Below are 18,868 nucleotides of genomic sequence, written 5' to 3' on the forward strand. Positions count from 1 at the left end.
TCAGTCGGCCGGCTTGCCGAACCAGCGGGAGAGGTGATCGTCCAGGTCCTGCTGATCGTCGCCGATCCAGGCGACGTGGCCGTCGGGGCGTAGCAGGACGCACGGAACATCCAGTACGGCAGTGGGATCCGCGAGGTGGTCGACCCTGTCCGACCAGCCGCCGACGGTCAGGCGTTCGGTGCGGTCCAGCAGCAGGCCGCGGCCGCGGTGCAGCAGACCGTAGAGGTGGCCCTGTTTCAGGTCGATGTCGGGCAGGCGGCGGCCGAGCAGGTCGGGGCCTTCGCCGAAGTCGTAGCGGATATCGATCGCGGTGATCTTCTCGATCAGACAGCGGTTCACCTCGTCGAGGTCCATCAGTTCGGTGAGCAGCCTGCGCACGGCCCGCGGGCCCGGTTCGGTGGACAGCAGTTCCATCTGGGCGCGGGTGTTGTCCAGCACGTCCTCGGCGACCGGACGACGTTCGGCCTGGTAGGTGTCCAGCAGCGTGTCCGGCGCCCAGCCGCGGATCTGTGCGGCCAGTTTCCAGCCGAGGTTGAACGCGTCCTGAACGCCCAGGTTGAGGCCCTGTCCGCCGATGGGCGGATGGATATGCGCCGCATCGCCGGCCAGCAGAACCCGCCCGACCCGATAACGTTCGGCCAGCCGGGTGGCATACCCGAAGCGGGACAACCAGCGCGGGGAGTGCACGCCGAAATCGGTTCCGGCGATCGTGCGTAGCTGCTGTTTGAAATCCTCGAGGGTGGGCGGTTTCGCGCGATCGCTGACTCCCGCGCCGGGGACTACGACGCTATAGACCCCTTTGCCGAAGGGCCGGAGCCAGAATCGCTGATGGATATCGCGGAGTTCGGCCACCTTGGCGGCGATCTCCTCCTGCGGCACACCCACTTCCATCTCGCCCATCAGCGTCTCGGTCCGCGAGGGCTCGCCGGGGAAGCCGACGCCGAGCAGTTTGCGCACCGTACTGCGCGCGCCGTCACAGCCGACGAGATAGCGCGAACGTAGCTGTTCGCCGTTGGCCAGCTCGACGGTCACGCCCTCGTCGTCCTGCTCGAAACCGGCGACCGCGCAGCCGCGCCGGACCTGCGCACCCCGTTCGATCGCACGCTCTTCCAGCAGGTGAACGATGACGGGCTGCGGGATGCCCAGCAGATAGGCGTACGCGGAATCCAGGCCCTCGGGCGCGGGTTTGGCGATGGCGGCGAAGAATCCGCCGGCCGGACGCCGTCTTCCGTGTTCGAGAATGCGATCCAGCAGTCCGCGCATTGCCATCAGCTCGATACTGCGAATATGCAGACCGACGATGCGGACGAACGACACGGGCTCGGTTTCCTTCTCCAGAACGAGTACCCGCACATCGTGCAGCCGTAGTTCGGCGGCCAGCATGGCACCAGTCGGCCCGCACCCGGCGATGATCACGTCGAACATGAGGGGCTCGCGAGACGGCTCAGGGGTGAGCTGCGGAGAGTCCATGGGTGTTGCCTTTCGGGAGTGCCTTGTTGGCGAGGCGCTCCCGGCGACACCTACGTCGATCGCCCGACCGTGACGGGAAGGCGGAGCACCCACATCGATACAGCGTTCATGGGTCTCACCTCCTTGGGCGGTGTCACAGCGCATTGCACGTTACAAGCCCGAGCATCGCCCGGTCCAACCCTTTCCCAGCCGCGGTGACGGTCACGGTCTTTTCACTGATGGCGCAGATGGCTTGGGACTGATCACGAGAGACGGACGTCCGACGCAGGGTCGGCGGCGCCCCTGGTCCGCAGGGCTGGTCGAGCACGCGGTGAGCGCGCCCCTGTGGCCGGCGGCCATGAGTGGCACACGCGCTCCAGCCACTACACGAACGACGGGGCGCGCGACGGCGGCAAGGCAAGCAACGGGCCTGCGACGTGGGCCTGGTGGTGCCGGGCTGCAACCCGGAGGCCCCGCCGGCGCAGCTCACCAGGGCGACCGCGTGGAACGTGTGGGCGTTCGCCGTTCGCCGTCGACGATTGCGCGTGCAGGGCCTACAAGCGGCGCCGCGACCATCCGGGCCTGAAGGGCTATGTCGAGTTGCAGCGGGCCCTGATGCCGGTGGTCGGCGAGCCGCCCGCGGCTCCGAGTCACCCCGCCGGGACCTTCCCCACGAGCTCCGTGAACACCGGATCATGCGCGAGCTCTTCGACACGTTCGGGGACCAGTACGCCCTCATCGACGACATCTATTCCTATCGCCGGGAGATCGGCCACGAAGGCGAGGTCAGCACCGAAGGAGATCTCGCCCGGTACCTCGGCGCTACAGGTCCCGCTCAGAGCCCGAGGCCTCAACCGCCGAGCCAGGCCTTGACCTTGTCGGGGTTGGCGTCGACCCACTTCTTCGCCGCCGCCTCCGGTTTCATCTTGTCGAGCGCGATGTACCTGGCGACGGTGTTCTGGTCCTCGTTGGTCCAGGTGAAGTTCTTCACCAGGTCGTAGGCCGGGCTGCCCGACTTGGCGAACTTCGTGCTGACGATCTTGTCGAGATCGAACACGGGATAGTCGCAGGCGACCTTCGCCGGCTCGGCGTCACAGCCCTCCGTGTGCTTGGGCAGGTCGATCTTGACCAACGGCACCTCGGCGAGGAACCACTGCGGCTCGTAGAAGTAGCCGATCACCCACTTCTTGTTTTTCTCGGCGTCCCGGAAGGCCTGGATCAGCGCGGTCTCGCTCCCGGCGTACACCACCTTGAAGTCCAGTTTCAGATTCTTCACCAGCGCCTCGTCGTTGGTCTGGTACGACGGATCGCCGTCGAGGAGCTGGCCCTTGCTGCCGGACTCGGAGGTCTTGAAGTTCGAGGCGTACTTGTTGAGGTTTCTCCAGTCGGTGATGTCCGGGTGCTCCTTGGCGATCCACGGGGGGATGTACCAGCCGATGATTCCCTTGTTGCCGGTCGAGCCGAGGTCGACAGCGGTCTTCTGCTGGGTGATGTACTTCTTCTTCAGGTCCGCGTGACCCCAGTTCTCGAGGATGACGTCGACTTCGCCCGTCTCGAAGCCCTGCCAGCCGATCTCCGCCTTGAGGTCCTTCTGGGTCACGCTGCAGCCGAGTTCCTTCTCCGCGACATAGGTGACGACCGCCGCGTCGGCCTCGTAGCCCACCCAAGGACTGACCGCGAGGTTGAACGTGCCGCACTTGCCCGAGCTGGACACGTCGGCGGATTCCTCGCCGATCTTCGCTCCGCCGCAGGCGGTCAGGGTGAGGCCGAGTACGGCCATCCCCGCCGCGCCGGAACGCCACTGCTGTGTTCGTCTTGCCATGGTCGTACTCCTTGTGCGCCGAGGTGTCGCGCGATTGTCCGAGTGGTGGAGTCGGAAGGGTCGGGTCAGGTCATGTCCAGGGCGCACCGGAACCCCACGTTGCCGGTTGCCGAGTCCGGGAAGAGGCCCTGTCGTGCGGCGACCCGGTAGCGGCGGCAGTAGGAGGCGTGACAGAGGTACGAGCCGCCCTTGGCGACGCGCTCCTGTCCGGTGGGAGAGGGGCGGAAGAGGTCCTCGCACCATTCCCAGACGTTGCCGGTGGCGTTGTACAGGCCGTAGCCGTTGGGTTCGTAGGCGTCGACCGGGCAGGTGCCGTACCAGCCGTCGGCGGTCGGGTGCCGGTGGGGGAAGGCGCCCTGCCACACGTTCATGCGGGGGCGGCCGCCCGGCTCGAGCTCGTCGCCCCAGGGGAACACCTTCGCGTGCAGTCCTCCCCGGGCGGCGCGTTCCCATTCCGCCTCGGTGGGCAGGCGTTTGCCGGCCCAGGCGCAGTAGGCGCGGGCGTCGTCCCAGTCGATGTGGACGACGGGATGATCCGCCCGGTCCTCCCAGGTGGAGTGCGGACCGTCCGGATGGCACCAGTCGGCGCCCTCGACCTGCCGCCACCAGGGCGCCGCCGCGACTGCGCGGGTGGGCGGGAAGTCGTCCGGGAGCAGCCCTGCGAAGACGAACGACCAGCCGATCCGCTCGGCCGAGGTGCGGTACCCGGTGTCGGCGGCGAAGCGTGCGAACTGTGCGTTGGACACCGTGCAGGCGTCGATCCAGAAGGCGTCGACGTGCACCGTCCGCACCGGGCCCTCCCCGTCGGCCGGGTAGGCGAGAGCGTCCTGGCTGCCCATCAGGAACTGCCCGGCGGGCACGGCCACCATGCCCTCGGTGGCCGCCGATCGGGCTGCGGTGGGTCGGGGTGCCGGTGGCCGGTCCGCGCTCCGGCCACCGGACGGTGCGCAGCAGTTCACTGTGCCCCCATGACGCGCCGGTGCAGTCCGCCGTCGTACTCGGACGATTCGGTGTTCTGGGCATCCAGGTCGATGCGCACCGTGTGAATCGTCCCGGTGAACTCGTTGTCGAGGACGGGATAGTCGTCGGTCACGGGTGTGCTGAGGTCCACGCCGACGTCGAGCGTCTCGTCGAAGGAGAAGTAGTACGGGATGGTCTGCCCGACCCGTCCGGTCGCGTGCTTCTCACCGTCCACCAGGAGCGTGGCGGTGCCGCCCTTGCCGAGTCCCCCGCCGTCGTAGTCGAACTCGAGCCGGATCTCGTGCCGTCCCGCTGCCACCGGCTCCTCGCCGCGCACCGTGTACAGGTTCATTCCGAAGTAGTTGTAGGCGTAGGCCGGCCTGCCCTCGGTGAAGTAGAGGCTCCAGCCGCCGAATCGGCCGCCCTGCGCGATGATCACGCCCTCTGCGGGGGTCCGGGGCAGTTCGAGGTCGGCGGTGATGCTGTGGGAGCGGTTCTTGACGTTGGGTGTGGTCTCCTCGGTGAACCGTCGCATTCCGGCTCGGTAGGTGACGGAGGTGCGGTCGCCGAGGAGATCGATGCGGCCGGCCACGGCCGGGTTCTCCCGCTCGGTGACCCGGTCGTCCAGCGGGAACACCTGGTACTTCGACGCCTCGATGAGGAACAGGTCCTGCAACCGGCGCAACTTCTCGGGGTGTTGGGCGGCGAGGTCGTGCGCCTGGCTCCAGTCCCTGCTGAGGTCGTAGAGCTCCCAGACGTCGTCGGCGAACCTCCGGTCCCCCTGCGGCACCATCTCCCAGGGGATGCCGTGCCGGGTGACCGCCATCCAGCCGTCGTGGTAGATGCCCCGGTTGCCGCACATCTCGAAGTACTGGGTACGGCGATGCTCCGGCGCCTCGGGGTCGGCGAGCGTCGGCCGCATGCTGGTGCCCTCGATGGGCTGCTGCTCCACACCGTCCACGCTGAACGGCGCCGGGATGCCCGCACAGTCCAGGATGGTCGGCAGGACGTCGATGACGTGGGAGAACTGGTGGCGCAGCCCGCCGCGCTCGGCGACCCCGCGCGGCCAGTGCAGGATCATGCCGTCCCGGGTGCCGCCGAAGTGCGAGGCCACCTGCTTGGTCCACTGGTAGGGGGTGTTCAGCGCCAGCGCCCAGCCCGCCGGGGCGATCGGATAGCTGAGCGGGCCGCCGATCTCGTCGATGTGGTCGATCATCTCGTCCGGGTCGTCCACCACGCCGTGCCCCAGCCGGTGCTCGACGATCGTCCCCTCGATGCCGCCCTCGCCCGAGGCGCCGTTGTCGCCCAGGATGTAGAGGAAGAGGGTGTTGTCCAGCTCGCCGAGTTCCTCCAGCGCGTCGATGAACCTGCCGACCTGCGCATCGGCGTGTTCGGTGAACGCGGCGAACGTCTCCATGAACCGGGCGGACAACCGGCGCTGGTTGTCGGTGAGTTCGTCCCAGTGGGGGACGCCCTCGGCCCAGGGTGCGAGTTCCGTCTCCGGGGGTACGACACCGAGTTCCTTCTGCCGCTGAAGGGTCACCTCGCGTCGGCGGTCCCAGCCGTCGTCGAACCGTCCGCGGTACTTCTCCTGCCATTCGGAGCCGACGTGCAGCGGCGCATGCGCGGCACCCAGCGCGAGATAGGTGAAGAACGGCCGGTCCGGAGTCAGCGTGCGCTGGGTGCGCACCCAGTCGATGGCGTGGTCGACGAGATCCTCGGACAGGTGGTAGCCGTCCTCTGGCCGACGGTCCGGCTCGACCGGTGTGGTGCCCTGGTACAGCAGCGGGTACCAGTGGTTCATCTCGGCGCCCATGAATCCGTAGAAGGTGTCGAACCCCTCCCCCGTCGGCCAGCGGTCGAACGGTCCGACCGCGCTGATCTCGCGCGGCGGGGTCTGGTGCCACTTGCCGAAGGCGGCCGTGCTGTAGCCGTTGCCCTGCAGGATCTGGGCCATGGTCGCCGCGCTGCGCGGCCGGAACCCGTTGTATCCCGGGGCCGCGGTGGTCATCTCGGTGGTACCGCCCATACCGACGGAGTGGTGGTTGCGGCCGGTCAGCAGGGCCTGCCGGGTCGGGGAGCACAGGGCCGTCACGTGAAAGCGGGTGTAGCGCAGCCCGTGATCCGCGAGCCGGTCCGCGGCCGGCATCTCGCACGGTCCGCCGAAGGCGCTGGAGGTACCGAACCCGAGGTCGTCGACCAGCACGATCACCACGTTCGGCGCGCCCTCGGGCGCAGGCACCGGGCCGATCGGGGTGAAGGGGGTCTCCTGGTCGTGGACGTCCATCGCGGTCGTCTGGGGGCGACGGGTGTCGGGCCGCGGAAGTATGTGGCGTCCGGCGTCGAACTCAGTCATGCATTTCTCCGATTCGGTGCCCGGTGGGGAAATATCACACCCTCGCAACACGACAGAATCACCGGCGAAATAGAGCCGAGGATCGGTGACCGGAATACTCTGTCTGCGGTGCAGTCAAAGTGGCAGTCGCCACCAAGAACGGTCAACAAGACGGCCCGGATTACGGCGAACCGGTTTTGAATGACGGCAATAGAAGACTTCTATACCGCCAGGGATGGGTCCTGCTCGGGCGAGGACGCCAGGGCCACGAAGGCCTCGGCCGCAGGGGACAGCGGGCCGGATCGCCAGACCAGCCGGCCGTGACGCAGCAGCCGCGGCCGAGGGGACAGCATCCGGGCCCCGCGCAGCGCGGCGTCCCGGGCCATGGAGGCCGGGAGCAGGGCGGCACCGACGCCGGAGAGGACCAGCGGGACGATCATCGCGCGGTGTGCCGTCTCCACGGTGATGCGCGGTACGACGCCCAGCGCGGTGCACACTTCGTCCACCGCCGCCCGGGTCTCGGTGCCCGGTGGTGTCACGATGAGATCCAGTGCGGCCAGCTCACGCGAGGTGATGGTGTCACCCGGCACATTCGGGTGGTCGGGGGGCAGTACGACGTGCATCTCCTGCTCCGGCAGATCGATACCGCGCAGGTCCACAGTGGGCACCGAGGCGTCCACCAGGCCGAGTTCACACTGGCCGGTTGCGACCATGTGCGCCACGGCAGGACCCTGCTCCGGATCGACGACGCGTATGGAGACCTTCGGGTGCACCTGGTGAAACCGGCCCAGCATTCCGGCGAGCGGGTCGACCGAGAGGGTCGTCTGGGAGACGATGTCGAGCCGGCCACCGCTGAGCCCGAGGACCTCCCTGACCAGCGAACGGGCCGTGGACAGATCGCGCAGCACCTGCTGCGCCGGCCGGACCAGCGCCTCGCCCGCCGCGGTGAGGGCGACACCGTGCGGGAGGCGGTGGAAGAGCTTCCCCCCGAATTCGCGCTCCAGCGTACGGATCGCATGGGACAACGACGGCTGGGCGACGTGGAGCGCGGTGGCCGCGGCCGTGAAACCGCCGTGCTCGACCACGGCGATGAAGTATTCGAGTTGGCGCCGTTCCATCAGGCCTCCGTGCATCCCAGGGCCACCGCAAGCCTCAGTCGGACGAGTGGCAAGGACGATATCCTCCGCCCGGAGCCCAGCGGGACGCGCGGGCGCTCGTGGACGCCTGGGAGACACCGGCGGAAGCGCTGCGGGAAAGCCGGGTTCAGTCCCATACGGTCACTTCGGCGGCGATCAACGCCCGTCGACAACGTGAACACCTTCCTGTCCAAGCTGCTGCCGCCGGTCCGGCAGCGGCAAATGTCGAAGACGTGCTCGGCCGGCCGGCGGGCACCCTCAAATGAGCCGGATAAGCGATTGCCTCGCCAGGCATCAGGCGTAAAGCTCGGCGAATGCCCGTTGATCCTCACCTGCTCACCGTCTTCACGGTGACCACGATCGTCGCTCTGGTCACGCCAGGGCCGGACATGCTGTTCGTACTCGGATGCGGCATGCGGGGCGGGGCTCGCGCCGGGTTGTTGGCAACCCTCGGGGTGATCACGGGGGACGCGTTGTACGTCGTCGCGGCCGCCGCCGGGCTCGCCGTCCTGCTGACCACGTTCCCGGTCGTGTTCACTGTGCTGAGGTTCGCCGGGGCTGCCTACCTGGTCTATCTCGGTGTTCAGATGATTCGCAAGCGCAAGAACGGACAGGTCGACGATCCGGCCGCCGGCGGGATGTCGGGACGGCGCGCGTTCCTCAACGGCGTGGTGTCCGCGGCGGCCAACCCGCAGACGTTCACGTTCATGGTCGCGTTCCTGCCCCAGTTCATCGACCCGGCGGCAGGGCCGGTGTGGGCGCAGTTCGCCGTCCTCGGCTGCGTCCTGATCGTCCTGGAGTTCCTCGCCGACGGAACGGTGGGCGTCCTGGCTGGACGTATCGGCGGCTGGCTGCGCGAACGGCAGGCGGTGCGGCGCCGGATCGACGCCGCGACCGGGAGCCTGTTCATCGGTCTGGGCGTCCGGCTGGCAGCCGACCGCTGACGGTGCACGCCGGGCACCACGGCCGCAGTCCCTCGCCTCCGTGCGTACGTGGTGACCGCGTCCGCCGCGCCCCGGCTCCTCACGGATGCCGGGGCGACGGGCCGATGATGCCAACGGCCATGGCCGTAATGCCATAGCCGGAATGGCCATAGCCGTCACCAAAACCCGGTCACAGGCAGGCAGCACGCGCAGCCGCACGAGAGCGTGAGGTGGTTCCGTTCGCGCCGGTGCGGATCCAGCACCGGCCAAGCTGCCCGTTCCCGCCGTCGCGGCGATTTCAGGTCCTCAGTGTTTGCGGCGGAGCTGTTCGGCGAGTTGTCGGGCACGTGTGGCGGCGCTCTTCGCCCGGCGACGGGCTTCGCGGGCAGCCCGGTCGGTTTCCCGCGTGTCGTCACGAGCACGGCGGGCGGTGTCCCGGGCCTGCTGCAGCTCGCGCTCGGCTTCCTTCATCTGCTGAGACAGTTCGGCGAGGCGCTGCTCGGCCTGCTGCCGGCGTTCCTCCGCCGCGCGCTGTGTCTCCTGGCCCGCGGCCAGCTCCTTTTCGCGCTCCTCCAGCTCCCGCTCGGCGTCTGCGGCATGCCGGCGGGCCTGCTCGAGGCGTTCCTGCTGCTCTTTGCGGCGGGCGCGCGCCGTGTTCAGATCGACCACCTGGCCGGTCGGCTTGGCATCGCGGCGGGCATCCGGGGCCGCCTCGGGCGCCTCGGCCAGGGCGGGGAATCCGACCGGTGCGCTCAACGGCTTCGTCAGACGGCCCCGGGCCCATTGCCGGCCGGCCTCCGGGTCGGCCAGCACCGCGTGCAGCGTCTCTTGAACCTCTCGCTGCGCGTTGTCACTGATGCGCTGCCCTGCCTGGGCGGTCACCTGCCCGGCGTGCCGCGCCAAAGCGGAGGTCACTTGCCGTTGCTGTGCTGACAGTTCCCGAAGCTGCTCGCCGTCCAGGTCCTGATGAGCCTGCCGCAGCGCCTGGCCGAGCCGGAGCAGGCGCTCGGTCTCGTCCGGCTGCTCGCGTACCAGCAGGTTGCTGGCCCACGCCGACACGGTGGGGCGGCGTAGCCGGCGGATCCGCTCGGCCAGTTCCGGGTCCCCTGCGGCGCGGGCGGCCTTGGCGCGCTCGTCCCGGGTGGCGATGAAATCGCCCGGGGGCACGCCGTACAGCTCGTCGGCGACAGCGTCGAAGTCCACCCGTTCCTCCAACCATCACTTCTCCGATATGTGGATTTTGTCATGGTTTAGAGGAGTGTTTGCCTGATGCCGCTGGTACTCCGCCGCTTCAGCCGCTGCGCGCCGAATCCCGACGGGATCAGCTCCAGCGAGGAGATCACTCTTCGTCTCGCTCCGGGAGGCCTGAGTAGCCGGTGGATCCCGGCGTTCGACCCTCTGGGGGATAGTCGCAGTCGAGGCTGGAGACCTCGTAGTCCTCGCCCTCGTTCTGCTCCTGGTCGACAACCACCGCGGCGGTGCAGGCGCGGCCGTGCTTGTCGGTGAACGTGACGATCTCGCTGTAATCCGTCGGGGCGCTGCTGCATCCCGCCAGTAGCAGCACCCCCGCCCCGGCGGCCAGCGCCACGCCGAGCCCCCACAACCGTGTCATCGCCCTCCCCTTCCACGTCCGCTTCGCCGTCCAACTCGGTTGCCGCTCCACAACGTCACCGTCAGAGACGGTCCGGTGGTCACCACGCCCGTCGCTGGTCACCAAACACCTCGCGGACGATACCGACGCTGGTCCGGGACCCGTCCCCGACCAGCTCCGCACGCGGTACTACCTGGACATGCTCACCGCAGCTCGCACGGGCGGGCCACGGCCCGACTGCGACGACTATTACCCCGCTCAGAAGGCCTACTTCGAGTCCCTGGCCTGAGTTCGGCAGGTGGCATCCGGCCTCTGGCCTCTGGCCTCGAACGTCGGCTCGTAGTGCCTACTCTTCCGCGTCGTACTTCCGGGAGCCGCCTCGATTTCGGCTTCGTGATCATGTCACCAGTTCGTGACAGCGATGTCCTGGAACGAAGGCACCGGGATCCCCTCGGCCCGCAGGCTCCTCATAGTGATCGAGAAAGGCACCGAGAAGCCGAACAACTTCGGCCTCAACCACCAATGACTCAGGGGGATTTCATGTCCGGCAACCGTCGCAAGGCCATCCTCGTCTCCGCAGCCCTCGTGGGCGGCGCCATGCTGATGACCGCGTGCCAGGACACGGACGAGTCCACGGACAGCGGCGCCGCGCAGGGGTCTTCGTCCGCCACTCCGACCGGCGATGCGGCGGCCACCCCGTCAGGGTCGTCGACCACGGGAGGCGGCAAGGGCGCCGACAAGGGCTCTGACGCGTCGGGCCAGGGAACCAGGGACGGGGACGGCGCCGACACCGGCAGCGGCGGGCGGGAGCCGGTCGGGCAGACCTGTGGCGCCAACGACATCTCCTGGAGCACCAGGTCCGAGACTCAGGCGGGCGGATACATCCTGATCATCGCGAAGGCGAAGTCGGGGATCACCTGTTACCTGCCGGCCGCGCTGCCGACCGTGGCGTTCGGATCCGACGGCACCCAGGCGGGTCCCGCCGAGCAGGCCGTCGGCCGGCAGATCAAGCTGAGCGGGAGCACCACCGCATACGCCGGCGTGAACCCGAAGACCACCAGCTCAAACGGCGGCAAGGAACTGGACAGCATCATCGTCGGCGTCGGTGATGACGACCCCAACCCGGTCTCCCTGCCGGTCGGCACCATCACGGTCGAGAAGCCGATCGTCACCAACTGGCACACCGCCCCGGCAGACGCCGTTCCCTTCAACTGAGCGAACCCGCAGCCAGTGCTCCACGCTCGCGCGGCCACGCGCTGGAGAAATCGGTTGCCGCGGGCGGCCGGGGCTCGGATACCGTGGGCTCGAGTCGTGACTGGCGTGTCGGGATGGGCGTAACCATCGGGGAGCGGCTTCGTCACATGGACGTGTGCCGCGCGCCTGGGCTTCTTGGGAGCAACCTGGGAGGCACGCCGTGGAACGACACCTGGACACCTCACCCATGACCGCCGAACGGCCCTTGCTGGTCGGCGTCGTCAACATCACCGCGGACTCGTTCTCGGACGGCGGCCGATTCCTGGCCGCCGAGGACGCGCTGGCGCACGCGCGGCGGCTGCGGTCGGACGGGGCGGACATCATCGAGCTGGGTCCCGCGGCGAGCAACCCGGCCGCCCGGGAGGTCACCGCGGCCGAGGAGATCAGGCGACTGGCCGATGTCATCGACGAGTTGGTCGCCGAGGGCGTGCCGGTGTCGGTCGACTCGTTCCTGCCGAAGACCCAGCGCTTCGCTGCCGCTCACGGGGCGGCGTACCTCAACGACATCCAGGGATTCCCCGATCCCGCCCGGTACGAGGAGCTGGCCGGCGGCAACTGCCGGCTCATCGTCATGCACTGCGTGCAGCGCAGCGGGCCCGCCACCACGGTGATGACCGATCCCGCGGCCGTGTGGGAGGGGATCGGCGAGTTCTTCGCCGAGCGCCTGGCCGCTCTGGAGGCAGCCGGCATCGGTCGGGACCGGCTGGTCATCGATCCGGGGCTGGGCTATTTCCTGGGCAGCAGTCCGGAACCGTCCCTGCGGGCCCTGGCCGGCCTCGGGCGGTTGAAGGCCCGGTTCGGGGTGCCGGTCCTGGTGTCGCCCTCCCGGAAGTCGCTTCTCCGGGCACTCACCGGGAGCGGTCTGTCCCGGATCGGTGCGGCCACGGTGGCGGCGGAGCTGTACGCGGCGTGGCACGGGGCGGATTTCATCCGCACCCATGACGTCGCGGCCGTCCGCGACGCCCTCACCGTCTTCGCCGCCCTGGACGCGGCCAAGGCAGGCGCGTGATGAATCCGGACTGGCAGGGGAAATCCCGCGCCGCTGAGCGGCTGGTCGGCCTCGCGATCGAGGTCGCCGAAGAAGCCCTGGCTGCGGGCGAGCTGCCCATCGGCGCAGTCGTGGCCATGGACGGTGAGATCGTCGGGCGGGCGTACACAGGAACAGGCCCTCGGCCGGCGGCTCGTCCACGCCGATCTGCTGGCGATGATCGAGGCTGATCAACGGTTGGGGTGGCGAAGGCGTACCGGCCCGCTCACCCTCGCCGTATCCCTGGAACCGTGCCTGATGTGCCTGGGTGCCGCCGTGGCCCTGGGGGTGAACCAGATCTGGTACGGACTCGAATCCCCCAGCGACGGCGCAGCCGAGGTCCTGACCCAGTGGGAGCCGCTACAGCCCGGCGAGGAGTTCGCGCGGGTTCCAGCCATCGGCGGCGGCATCCTCAGACATCTGTGCCGCGAACAGTTCGAACGCTATGCGGCGATGGCGAAGAACACAGGGATGCGGCGATGGGCGTCGAACCTCGCGAGCCTGCCCGAGCACCGGCAGCACCCGCCCGGCGGGGAGTAGCGCGACTTGAGGTGTGCATGCGCGCTATGGCCTGGACGCCGTGGCGACGGCCGTCGCCCGTGACGGAAAACGCCTGGCACGGCAGCCGCGCACAAGCGGACACTCAGTCCCATGGCCGACATGGGCGCATTCCAGGAAGCAGTCACCGCATGGGCAGCTGGCGGCCCCGACCGCCCCGCGCGTGAACTCGCCGCCGAGTTGTCCGTACGGACCGTCGTTCTGCTCGAAGGGCCCAGCGACGCCGCCGCAGTCGGCACACTGGCCGCGCGACGCGGTCGGGACCTGCCGGCCGAGGGAGCCTGTCTTCTGGCCATGGGCGGTGCCATGAGCGTCGCACGCTATGCCCGGGTCCTCGGACCGGCCGGCCTCGGCCTGCGTCTCACCGGACTCTGCGACGTGGCAGAGCGTCCTTACTACAGCCGCGCCCTGCACGGCACCGGTCTCGCCCAACGCGACATCTTCGTCTGCACGGCCGATCTCGAAGACGAACTCATCCGTGCCCTCGGCACAGACCGCGTCAACGAACTCGTCCAGACCCAGGACGATCAGCGCGCCCTGAACACCTTCCTGCGCCAGCCCGCGCAACAGCACCGCACCCCGCACCAGCAGCTTCGCCGCTTCCTCGGCACCAAGAAAGGGCGCAAGATCCATTACGCCCGCATCCTCACCGAGGCCCTCGAGCCCGACCAGGTGCCCACACCGCTCGGCGACCTCCTCGCCGGCCTCTGACTCACCCACCAGCCTCAGGGTGCCACCAACCATCGCCTCAGCACGACGTGGCCTGCGAGCGATGAGTTTGCGGGATCTGAGGGGTCCAGGTCATCGACAGACCGATCACAGCCTCATCTGGAGAACGCATGACCTCTGGCCCGACCGACACCGCTACCGTCCGTTCCCTGAAAGTGCCCGGGGCCCGTCTGCACTACGAAGCGCGCGGACAGGGTCCTCTCATCGTGCTGGTCGGTGCCCCGATGGACGCCGCAGCCTTCGCACCGCTGGCCGAGCTGCTGGCCACCGACCACACCGTGCTCACCACCGACCCACGCGGCATCAACCGCAGCGAGCTGGACGACCCCGAGCAGGACTCGACACCCGAACTGCGCGCCGACGACCTGTCCCGGCTGATCACCCACGTCGACGCGGGACCGGGCATCGTCCTGGGCTCCAGCGGCGGCGCCGTCAGCGCGCTGGCCCTCGCTCAGGCCCACCCCGACCAGGTGCACACCGTCGTCGCCCACGAGCCTCCGCTGATCGAGCTGCTGGAGGACCGAGAGCAACTGCGCGCCGGAACCGAGGACCTCATCGCCACCTACCTCGCCGGCGACGTGACGGGGGCATGGAGGAAGTTCTTCGCCCAGGCGGACATCACGATGCCCGAGCCCTTGATAGAGCAGATGTTCGGCGGGGAGCGCGAGCCACAGCAAGTGGCGGACGAGCGCCGCTGGTTCGCCCACGAGATGCGCGCTTCCACCTACTGGCAGCCCGACCCGGCAGCCCTGCGCGCGGCGACCACCCGCGTTCTGGTGGGCGTCGGCGACGACTCCGCCGGACAGCTCTGCGACCGAACCTCCCGCGCGCTCGCCAAGGCGCTGGACACCGAGCCGACGATGTTCCCCGGCGGCCACACCGGGTTCGTCGAGAGCCCCGACGTCTTCGCCACCCGCCTGCGCATGGTCATACGCGAAGGCTGAGCGACAGCAACACGTGCGGAGCGCGGTCTGAGCCACCGGTTCAGACCGCGCTCGGCGGCCGCAGTTGTGACCGAGGGCAAGCAACTCGCGGCGCGCGCCCCGGTCCCGTGCCGAGACGAGCGAGGAGGTGTTCGAGCTAGGGATTCCCTGATGGAACGGTTCTGCAGTCGGGACCTTCCAGCCCAGGTCCTGCTCGGCCGCAGTCTTGCCAGGCTGAGCAGGGGCCCGGGCCGGCGGGGGGCAGCTGCGGCGGAGTGCCGGAGCGGAGGGCTTCGCTCACCTGTGCCACGAAGGCCTTCAAGACGTCAGGGGCGGCGAAATACGGCACCGCGCAGGGGTCGGTCTCCGGCTCGAAGCGCCAGCTCTCGGTCAGAGGGCCGGCGTCGACGGTGTCGAAGCCCAGCCGACTGATCAGGTCGGCGGCTCGCCGTGCAGACCATCCGGCAGGGAAACCCCAGCCGTCCGGCGAGCGAGGGTTGACTTCTCTCTTGGGAAACGGCCTCCACGGCATGGATGTGCCGTCAGCATGCGCATTCGACGTGGATCGAATCATCTGGCGCAGGGCGATCGGTGACGGGCAGCCTGAGATGCGTACGTGACCAAGATCTTCGGCATTCCGACCAAGGGGGAACAACGACATGCGCAAACAAGCTGCCGTCGGGGCAGTGGCGGCTGCCGCTTTCACGACCGTGCTGGTCACCGCGCCGGGTGCGTCGGCGGAACCCAATCCGCCCGGCTGCGAGAAGGAGTATTTCTGCGCCTACAGCGGTGTGAACCAGACCGGTCGACTCGTCGTGAAGACCAAGGGGAACTGGAGTGGAAACGTCGCCTTCCGCTCCGCCTTCAACAACGGGGGGCGTTTTCCGGGTGCCGACCACGTCGACGTGACCTACGCCTCGCCCGGCGGTGGCGGCGAAACGGCCTGCCTGCACTACAACCCGGGCCCCGGCGCGTACAAGGCGAACGCGGCACCGGGCACGCGCATCGTCAAGGTCGTATGGCGCGGCGAGTGTTGAGGCGCTGACAGCGAAGATGTTTCGGCCGGCGCGGGTTTCGCGCCGGCCGACGTCGGTTCCGGGTCAGATCCGCAATGCGGTGGTCACCTGCGCGGCGAGATCGTCCTCCCGCACCGTGGTGTCGACGTGGATGGCGTGGAGGTGGAGGCGCTCGACCTCCCTCTGAAGGCGCATGGTGAACATGTGGTCGCGTTCGGCCAGGTTGCGGCCGGCCCTTTCCGGGTCACTGGTCTGCCATACGAACCCCTCCCCCGGTGCGGCCCGGCTCCGGATGGCGGCCTGGCGGAACTCCGGGGTGGGAAGGAGCCAGACGGCGTGCTCGGGGGCGGCGAGCAGCGGCTTCACGAGGTGTGGCAGCAGGCGGAAACCCTCGACGACGATGCGGGGTTCCCGCGGGAGGCGTAGCAGGTCTTCGACGATCAGGCCGAAGGCCTCGCCCCGGAACCAGTGGAAGGTGTCGAGCATGACCTGCGGAGAGCGGTTCACCCACCGCTCGTCCATGTCCATCGCGATGAACTGGTGGAGCAGAGGGGCTTGTTGGGGCGTGGTCCTGCGGGCGTGATCCTGCATCACGTCGTCGGTGGCATAGAGCCGCCAGCCGTGCCGGTCGGCGATCCGGCGGGCGATGGTCGACTTGCCGGCGCCGCTTCCGCCGCCGATCCAGTAGACGTGACGCAGGCGTTCCGAATGCTCTGCGGATTCGGCCATGTGTGCGTGCCGTTCGGAATGCCGCTGCATTCTTCTCCTGTCGGGGAGGCGAGGTGCGGGGAAAACGGGTGTGCCGGCGGGGAACCCCGTCGCTAGCGTGATCCCCATGCCCGACGATCTCACGCGCGCGCGACGCGATGACCGGCCCGAGGAATCCCGGCGGGCCCGCCTGAGCCGCACATTCGACGAGGACGCGGAGCGGTACGACCGGGCCAGGCCCGGATATCCGTCGGAGATGTACGACGACCTGGAGGAGCTCGCCGGTGCCGGGCCCGGCAGTCGGGTGCTGGAGGTGGGCTGCGGGACCGGTCAGGCGACGGTGCCGCTGGCCGGGCGGGGGTGCCGGGTCACGGCCGTCGAGGCGGGGCCGCGCATGGCCGCGGTCGCCCGCCGCAAGCTGGTTGGGGCGGCCGCGGGGGTGGAGGTGGTGACGGCCGCGTTCGAAAGCTGGGCGCTGCCGGAGGAGCCGTTCGACGTGGTCGTGTCGGCGACGGCGTTCCACTGGATCGATCCGGCGGTGCGGGTGATCAAGGCGGCCGACGCGCTGCGTCCGGGTGGGGCGCTGGCTGTGGTGCGGACGCAGCATGTGGCGGGCGGCACGCAGGAGTTCTTCACGCAGGTGCAGCGTTGCTACGAGCGGTTCGATCCGCAGACTCCGCCCGGGCTGCGGCTGCCCTCGCCGGACGACGTCGACGGCTCGGATCATGCGCGGGAGGTGGCGCGCAGCGGCCGGTTCGGGGCGACCGTCTTCCGCCGCTATGAGCGGGACCTCACCTACACCACGTCGGACTATCTCGACCTGCTGCTGACCTACTCGGGGCACCGCGCCCTTCCCGAGGACGCCCGGGACGGGTTGCTGGCGTGTATCGCGGGACTGATCGACGGACGGTACGGCGGCCGGGTGACCAAGCGCTACCTCGTCGAGTTGGGGGTGTCGCGGAGGCAGTGACGTGACGCCCCTGCCGACCGGAACATCGTGTTCACGACAAGGGAAAACCGGTGGTAACAACAACTATCCAGCGTGACCGGCTGTCGGATCACAGTCCCCGCCGGGAGGCGTGATGAGCACCACCGAGTCACGATCGACGACGTCGGGGCCGGCCGGCACGACGCCAGTCGTCGCCGACCAAGCGGTCAAGGAGACGCTGGGGGACTACACCATCCCTTTCGCTCCGCGCAGTTACCGCCGGTGGAGCCCCATGGTCGTGGCCACCACCGCCCTCGGCGGGATCGCCTACATGGCCGACTTCTCCATCGGCGCCGGTATCGGCCTGGCCCATGGCACGGGGAACGCGCTGGCGGCGATCGCCGTCGCCGCCGTCGTCATCTTCGTGACCGGCTTTCCGCTCGCGTACTACGGCGCCCGCTAGAACATCGACCTCGACCTGATCACCCGCGGCTCCGGCTTCGGGTACTACGGGTCCGTCCTGACCAGCGTCATCTTCGCCAGCTTCACCTTCATCTTCTTCGCCATCGAGGGCTCGATCATGGCCCAGGGGCTGAATCTCGGGCTGGGAATGCCGCTGTGGCTGGGGTCGGCATGAAGGCGCTGAGCAGGCTCCAGGTGTGGACCACCCCGATCTGGCTGCTGCTGATGGTCGGCCCGCGTTTCATGCCGCCCAAGACCGAGGAGAACAAGCGCGGTTGGTGGACGGCCGTGGTGATGGCCGGACCCGGCTGCCGCCGCGCCGGAGCCGATCCAGCAGTTCCGCAGCGCCTTCGACGCGATGATGCCGTCCTGGCTGGTCGTCCCGCTGGCCGTGGTCCTGGTCGTCATCAGCCAGATCAAGATCAACGTTCCTCAACGGCATCCTCGGCTTCTACTCGAACTGCGCCATCGCCTGGGTCGTCACCGTCGCCACCGACATCGGCGTCAACGAGCACCTGCTGAAGCTCTCCCCGCTGCGGCCGGAGTTCCGCCGCGGCATGCTCCACGCCGTCAACCCGGTCGGCGTCGTCGCGTTCGTCGCCGCCTCCGGGCTGTCCATCGCCATGTACTTCCACGCCCTCGGCGACACCCTTCAGCCGTACTCCCCCGTCGCCGCGCCCGTGATGGCCTTCGTCCTCACCCCGCTCATGGCCGTCGTCACCAAGGGCCGGTACCACCTGCGCCGCACCGACGACGGCATCGAAGAGCCGCTGCTGGACGGCGACGGCAACCCGAGCGCGCTCACCCTCGACTGCCATGTCTGCCACCAGTCGTACGAGCGCCCCGACCTCACCGCCTGTGCCACCCATGACGCTGTGGTCTGCTCGCTGTGCCTGAGCACGGACAGCGTGGGCGACCACGTGCTGCCGGCCACGGCCTGATCCCGACAGCCGCGAGCGCGGCCGGGCGGCCCCCTCCCGCCCGGCCGTCCCGGTCCGCGGAACTTTCGTCCAAGACAGGACGGCGGATCTCGGCGACCGTAGAGGT

Annotated in this window: 16 protein-coding genes, 1 pseudogene and 1 riboswitch; of the genes and pseudogenes, 9 read left to right on the forward strand and 8 right to left on the reverse strand. The window is 69.0% G+C overall.

Annotated elements, in window-relative coordinates; all coding sequences use genetic code 11:
• The 5 genes from rox to ACP4J3_RS26610 all read right to left on the reverse strand — a co-directional run bounded on the left by rox (position 1) and on the right by ACP4J3_RS26610 (position 7,684).
• Positions 1 to 1,470 (reverse strand): rifampin monooxygenase, encoded by a 1,470-nt coding sequence (rox, locus tag ACP4J3_RS26590; protein WP_426538563.1) that lies wholly within the window; start codon positions 1,468 to 1,470, stop codon positions 1 to 3.
• An 829-nt stretch (positions 1,471 to 2,299) separates the two neighbouring features.
• Complete coding sequence (locus ACP4J3_RS26595) at positions 2,300 to 3,271, reverse strand: ABC transporter substrate-binding protein (protein WP_426538564.1); 972 nt, start codon at positions 3,269 to 3,271, stop codon at positions 2,300 to 2,302.
• A gap of 65 nt (positions 3,272 to 3,336) precedes the next feature.
• A complete protein-coding gene (locus tag ACP4J3_RS26600) occupies positions 3,337 to 4,140 on the reverse strand; it encodes a formylglycine-generating enzyme family protein (protein WP_426538565.1) in 804 nt (267 codons plus the stop codon).
• Positions 4,141 to 4,226: 86 nt separating this feature from the next.
• A complete protein-coding gene (locus tag ACP4J3_RS26605) occupies positions 4,227 to 6,587 on the reverse strand; it encodes an arylsulfatase (RefSeq protein ID WP_426538566.1) in 2,361 nt (786 codons plus the stop codon).
• Between the two features lie 200 nt (positions 6,588 to 6,787).
• Positions 6,788 to 7,684, reverse strand: a complete 897-nt coding sequence (locus tag ACP4J3_RS26610; RefSeq protein ID WP_426538567.1) for a LysR family transcriptional regulator — start codon at positions 7,682 to 7,684, stop codon at positions 6,788 to 6,790.
• 332 nt (positions 7,685 to 8,016) lie between these two features.
• Here ACP4J3_RS26610 and ACP4J3_RS26615 point away from each other — a divergent pair, with 332 nt between their 5' ends.
• Entirely contained in the window at positions 8,017 to 8,646 is a 630-nt protein-coding gene (locus ACP4J3_RS26615; RefSeq protein ID WP_426538568.1) for a LysE family translocator, read from the forward strand.
• Positions 8,647 to 8,931: 285 nt separating this feature from the next.
• On the opposite strand, the gene ACP4J3_RS26620 is transcribed toward ACP4J3_RS26615, so the two are convergent.
• Positions 8,932 to 9,828, reverse strand: coding sequence for a hypothetical protein (locus ACP4J3_RS26620; protein ID WP_426538569.1), 897 nt, complete (start codon positions 9,826 to 9,828; stop codon positions 8,932 to 8,934).
• 136 nt (positions 9,829 to 9,964) lie between these two features.
• Complete coding sequence (locus ACP4J3_RS26625; RefSeq protein WP_426538570.1) at positions 9,965 to 10,237, reverse strand: hypothetical protein; 273 nt, start codon at positions 10,235 to 10,237, stop codon at positions 9,965 to 9,967.
• Positions 10,238 to 10,756: 519 nt separating this feature from the next.
• Between ACP4J3_RS26625 and ACP4J3_RS26630 the strand changes: the two genes are divergently transcribed.
• From ACP4J3_RS26630 to ACP4J3_RS26655, 6 genes are all read left to right on the forward strand, one after another.
• Positions 10,757 to 11,431 (forward strand): hypothetical protein, encoded by a 675-nt coding sequence (locus ACP4J3_RS26630; protein WP_426538571.1) that lies wholly within the window; start codon positions 10,757 to 10,759, stop codon positions 11,429 to 11,431.
• 86 nt (positions 11,432 to 11,517) lie between these two features.
• Positions 11,518 to 11,609: riboswitch (ZMP/ZTP riboswitch) on the forward strand.
• A gap of 48 nt (positions 11,610 to 11,657) precedes the next feature.
• Entirely contained in the window at positions 11,658 to 12,479 is an 822-nt protein-coding gene (gene folP, locus ACP4J3_RS26635) for a dihydropteroate synthase (RefSeq protein WP_426538689.1), read from the forward strand.
• 123 nt (positions 12,480 to 12,602) lie between these two features.
• Positions 12,603 to 13,037 (forward strand): deaminase, encoded by a 435-nt coding sequence (locus ACP4J3_RS26640; RefSeq protein WP_426538572.1) that lies wholly within the window; start codon positions 12,603 to 12,605, stop codon positions 13,035 to 13,037.
• A gap of 111 nt (positions 13,038 to 13,148) precedes the next feature.
• The gene (locus ACP4J3_RS26645) at positions 13,149 to 13,766 is read left to right on the forward strand and encodes a TOPRIM nucleotidyl transferase/hydrolase domain-containing protein (RefSeq protein WP_426538573.1); all 618 of its coding nucleotides are present in this window, start codon (positions 13,149 to 13,151) and stop codon (positions 13,764 to 13,766) included.
• A gap of 128 nt (positions 13,767 to 13,894) precedes the next feature.
• A complete protein-coding gene (locus ACP4J3_RS26650; RefSeq protein WP_426538574.1) occupies positions 13,895 to 14,728 on the forward strand; it encodes an alpha/beta fold hydrolase in 834 nt (277 codons plus the stop codon).
• A 638-nt stretch (positions 14,729 to 15,366) separates the two neighbouring features.
• Entirely contained in the window at positions 15,367 to 15,744 is a 378-nt protein-coding gene (locus ACP4J3_RS26655; RefSeq protein ID WP_426538575.1) for a peptidase inhibitor family I36 protein, read from the forward strand.
• Between the two features lie 63 nt (positions 15,745 to 15,807).
• Here the strand turns inward: ACP4J3_RS26655 and ACP4J3_RS26660 are convergent, their stop codons facing one another.
• The gene (locus ACP4J3_RS26660; protein WP_426538576.1) at positions 15,808 to 16,452 is read right to left on the reverse strand and encodes a hypothetical protein; all 645 of its coding nucleotides are present in this window, start codon (positions 16,450 to 16,452) and stop codon (positions 15,808 to 15,810) included.
• Between the two features lie 106 nt (positions 16,453 to 16,558).
• Between ACP4J3_RS26660 and ACP4J3_RS26665 the strand changes: the two genes are divergently transcribed.
• Positions 16,559 to 17,401 (forward strand): class I SAM-dependent methyltransferase, encoded by an 843-nt coding sequence (locus ACP4J3_RS26665; protein WP_426538577.1) that lies wholly within the window; start codon positions 16,559 to 16,561, stop codon positions 17,399 to 17,401.
• 112 nt (positions 17,402 to 17,513) lie between these two features.
• Positions 17,514 to 18,762 (forward strand): annotated as a pseudogene (locus ACP4J3_RS26670) (purine-cytosine permease family protein).
• The last annotated feature ends 106 nt before the right edge of the window (positions 18,763 to 18,868 follow it).

Origin of the sequence: Streptomyces sp. UG1, assembly GCF_049974585.1 — a bacterium.
Taxonomy (GTDB): domain Bacteria; phylum Actinomycetota; class Actinomycetes; order Streptomycetales; family Streptomycetaceae; genus Streptomyces.

Excerpts from the sequence above, each read along its gene's own strand:
- ACP4J3_RS26625 (WP_426538570.1), bottom strand. The coding sequence starts at position 10,237 with ATGACACGGTTGTGGGGGCTCGGCGTGGCGCTGGCCGCCGGGGCGGGG.
- ACP4J3_RS26665 (WP_426538577.1), top strand. The coding sequence starts at position 16,559 with ATGCCCGACGATCTCACGCGCGCGCGACGCGATGACCGGCCCGAGGAA.
- ACP4J3_RS26595 (WP_426538564.1), bottom strand. The coding sequence starts at position 3,271 with ATGGCAAGACGAACACAGCAGTGGCGTTCCGGCGCGGCGGGGATGGCC.
- ACP4J3_RS26600 (WP_426538565.1), bottom strand. The coding sequence starts at position 4,140 with ATGGTGGCCGTGCCCGCCGGGCAGTTCCTGATGGGCAGCCAGGACGCT.
- ACP4J3_RS26615 (WP_426538568.1), top strand. The coding sequence starts at position 8,017 with ATGCCCGTTGATCCTCACCTGCTCACCGTCTTCACGGTGACCACGATC.
- ACP4J3_RS26645 (WP_426538573.1), top strand. The coding sequence starts at position 13,149 with ATGGCCGACATGGGCGCATTCCAGGAAGCAGTCACCGCATGGGCAGCT.
- ACP4J3_RS26610 (WP_426538567.1), bottom strand. The coding sequence starts at position 7,684 with ATGGAACGGCGCCAACTCGAATACTTCATCGCCGTGGTCGAGCACGGC.
- ACP4J3_RS26660 (WP_426538576.1), bottom strand. The coding sequence starts at position 16,452 with ATGGCCGAATCCGCAGAGCATTCGGAACGCCTGCGTCACGTCTACTGG.
- ACP4J3_RS26655 (WP_426538575.1), top strand. The coding sequence starts at position 15,367 with ATGCGCAAACAAGCTGCCGTCGGGGCAGTGGCGGCTGCCGCTTTCACG.
- ACP4J3_RS26650 (WP_426538574.1), top strand. The coding sequence starts at position 13,895 with ATGACCTCTGGCCCGACCGACACCGCTACCGTCCGTTCCCTGAAAGTG.
- rox (WP_426538563.1), bottom strand. The coding sequence starts at position 1,470 with ATGGACTCTCCGCAGCTCACCCCTGAGCCGTCTCGCGAGCCCCTCATG.
- ACP4J3_RS26605 (WP_426538566.1), bottom strand. The coding sequence starts at position 6,587 with ATGACTGAGTTCGACGCCGGACGCCACATACTTCCGCGGCCCGACACC.
- folP (WP_426538689.1), top strand. The coding sequence starts at position 11,658 with ATGACCGCCGAACGGCCCTTGCTGGTCGGCGTCGTCAACATCACCGCG.
- ACP4J3_RS26630 (WP_426538571.1), top strand. The coding sequence starts at position 10,757 with ATGTCCGGCAACCGTCGCAAGGCCATCCTCGTCTCCGCAGCCCTCGTG.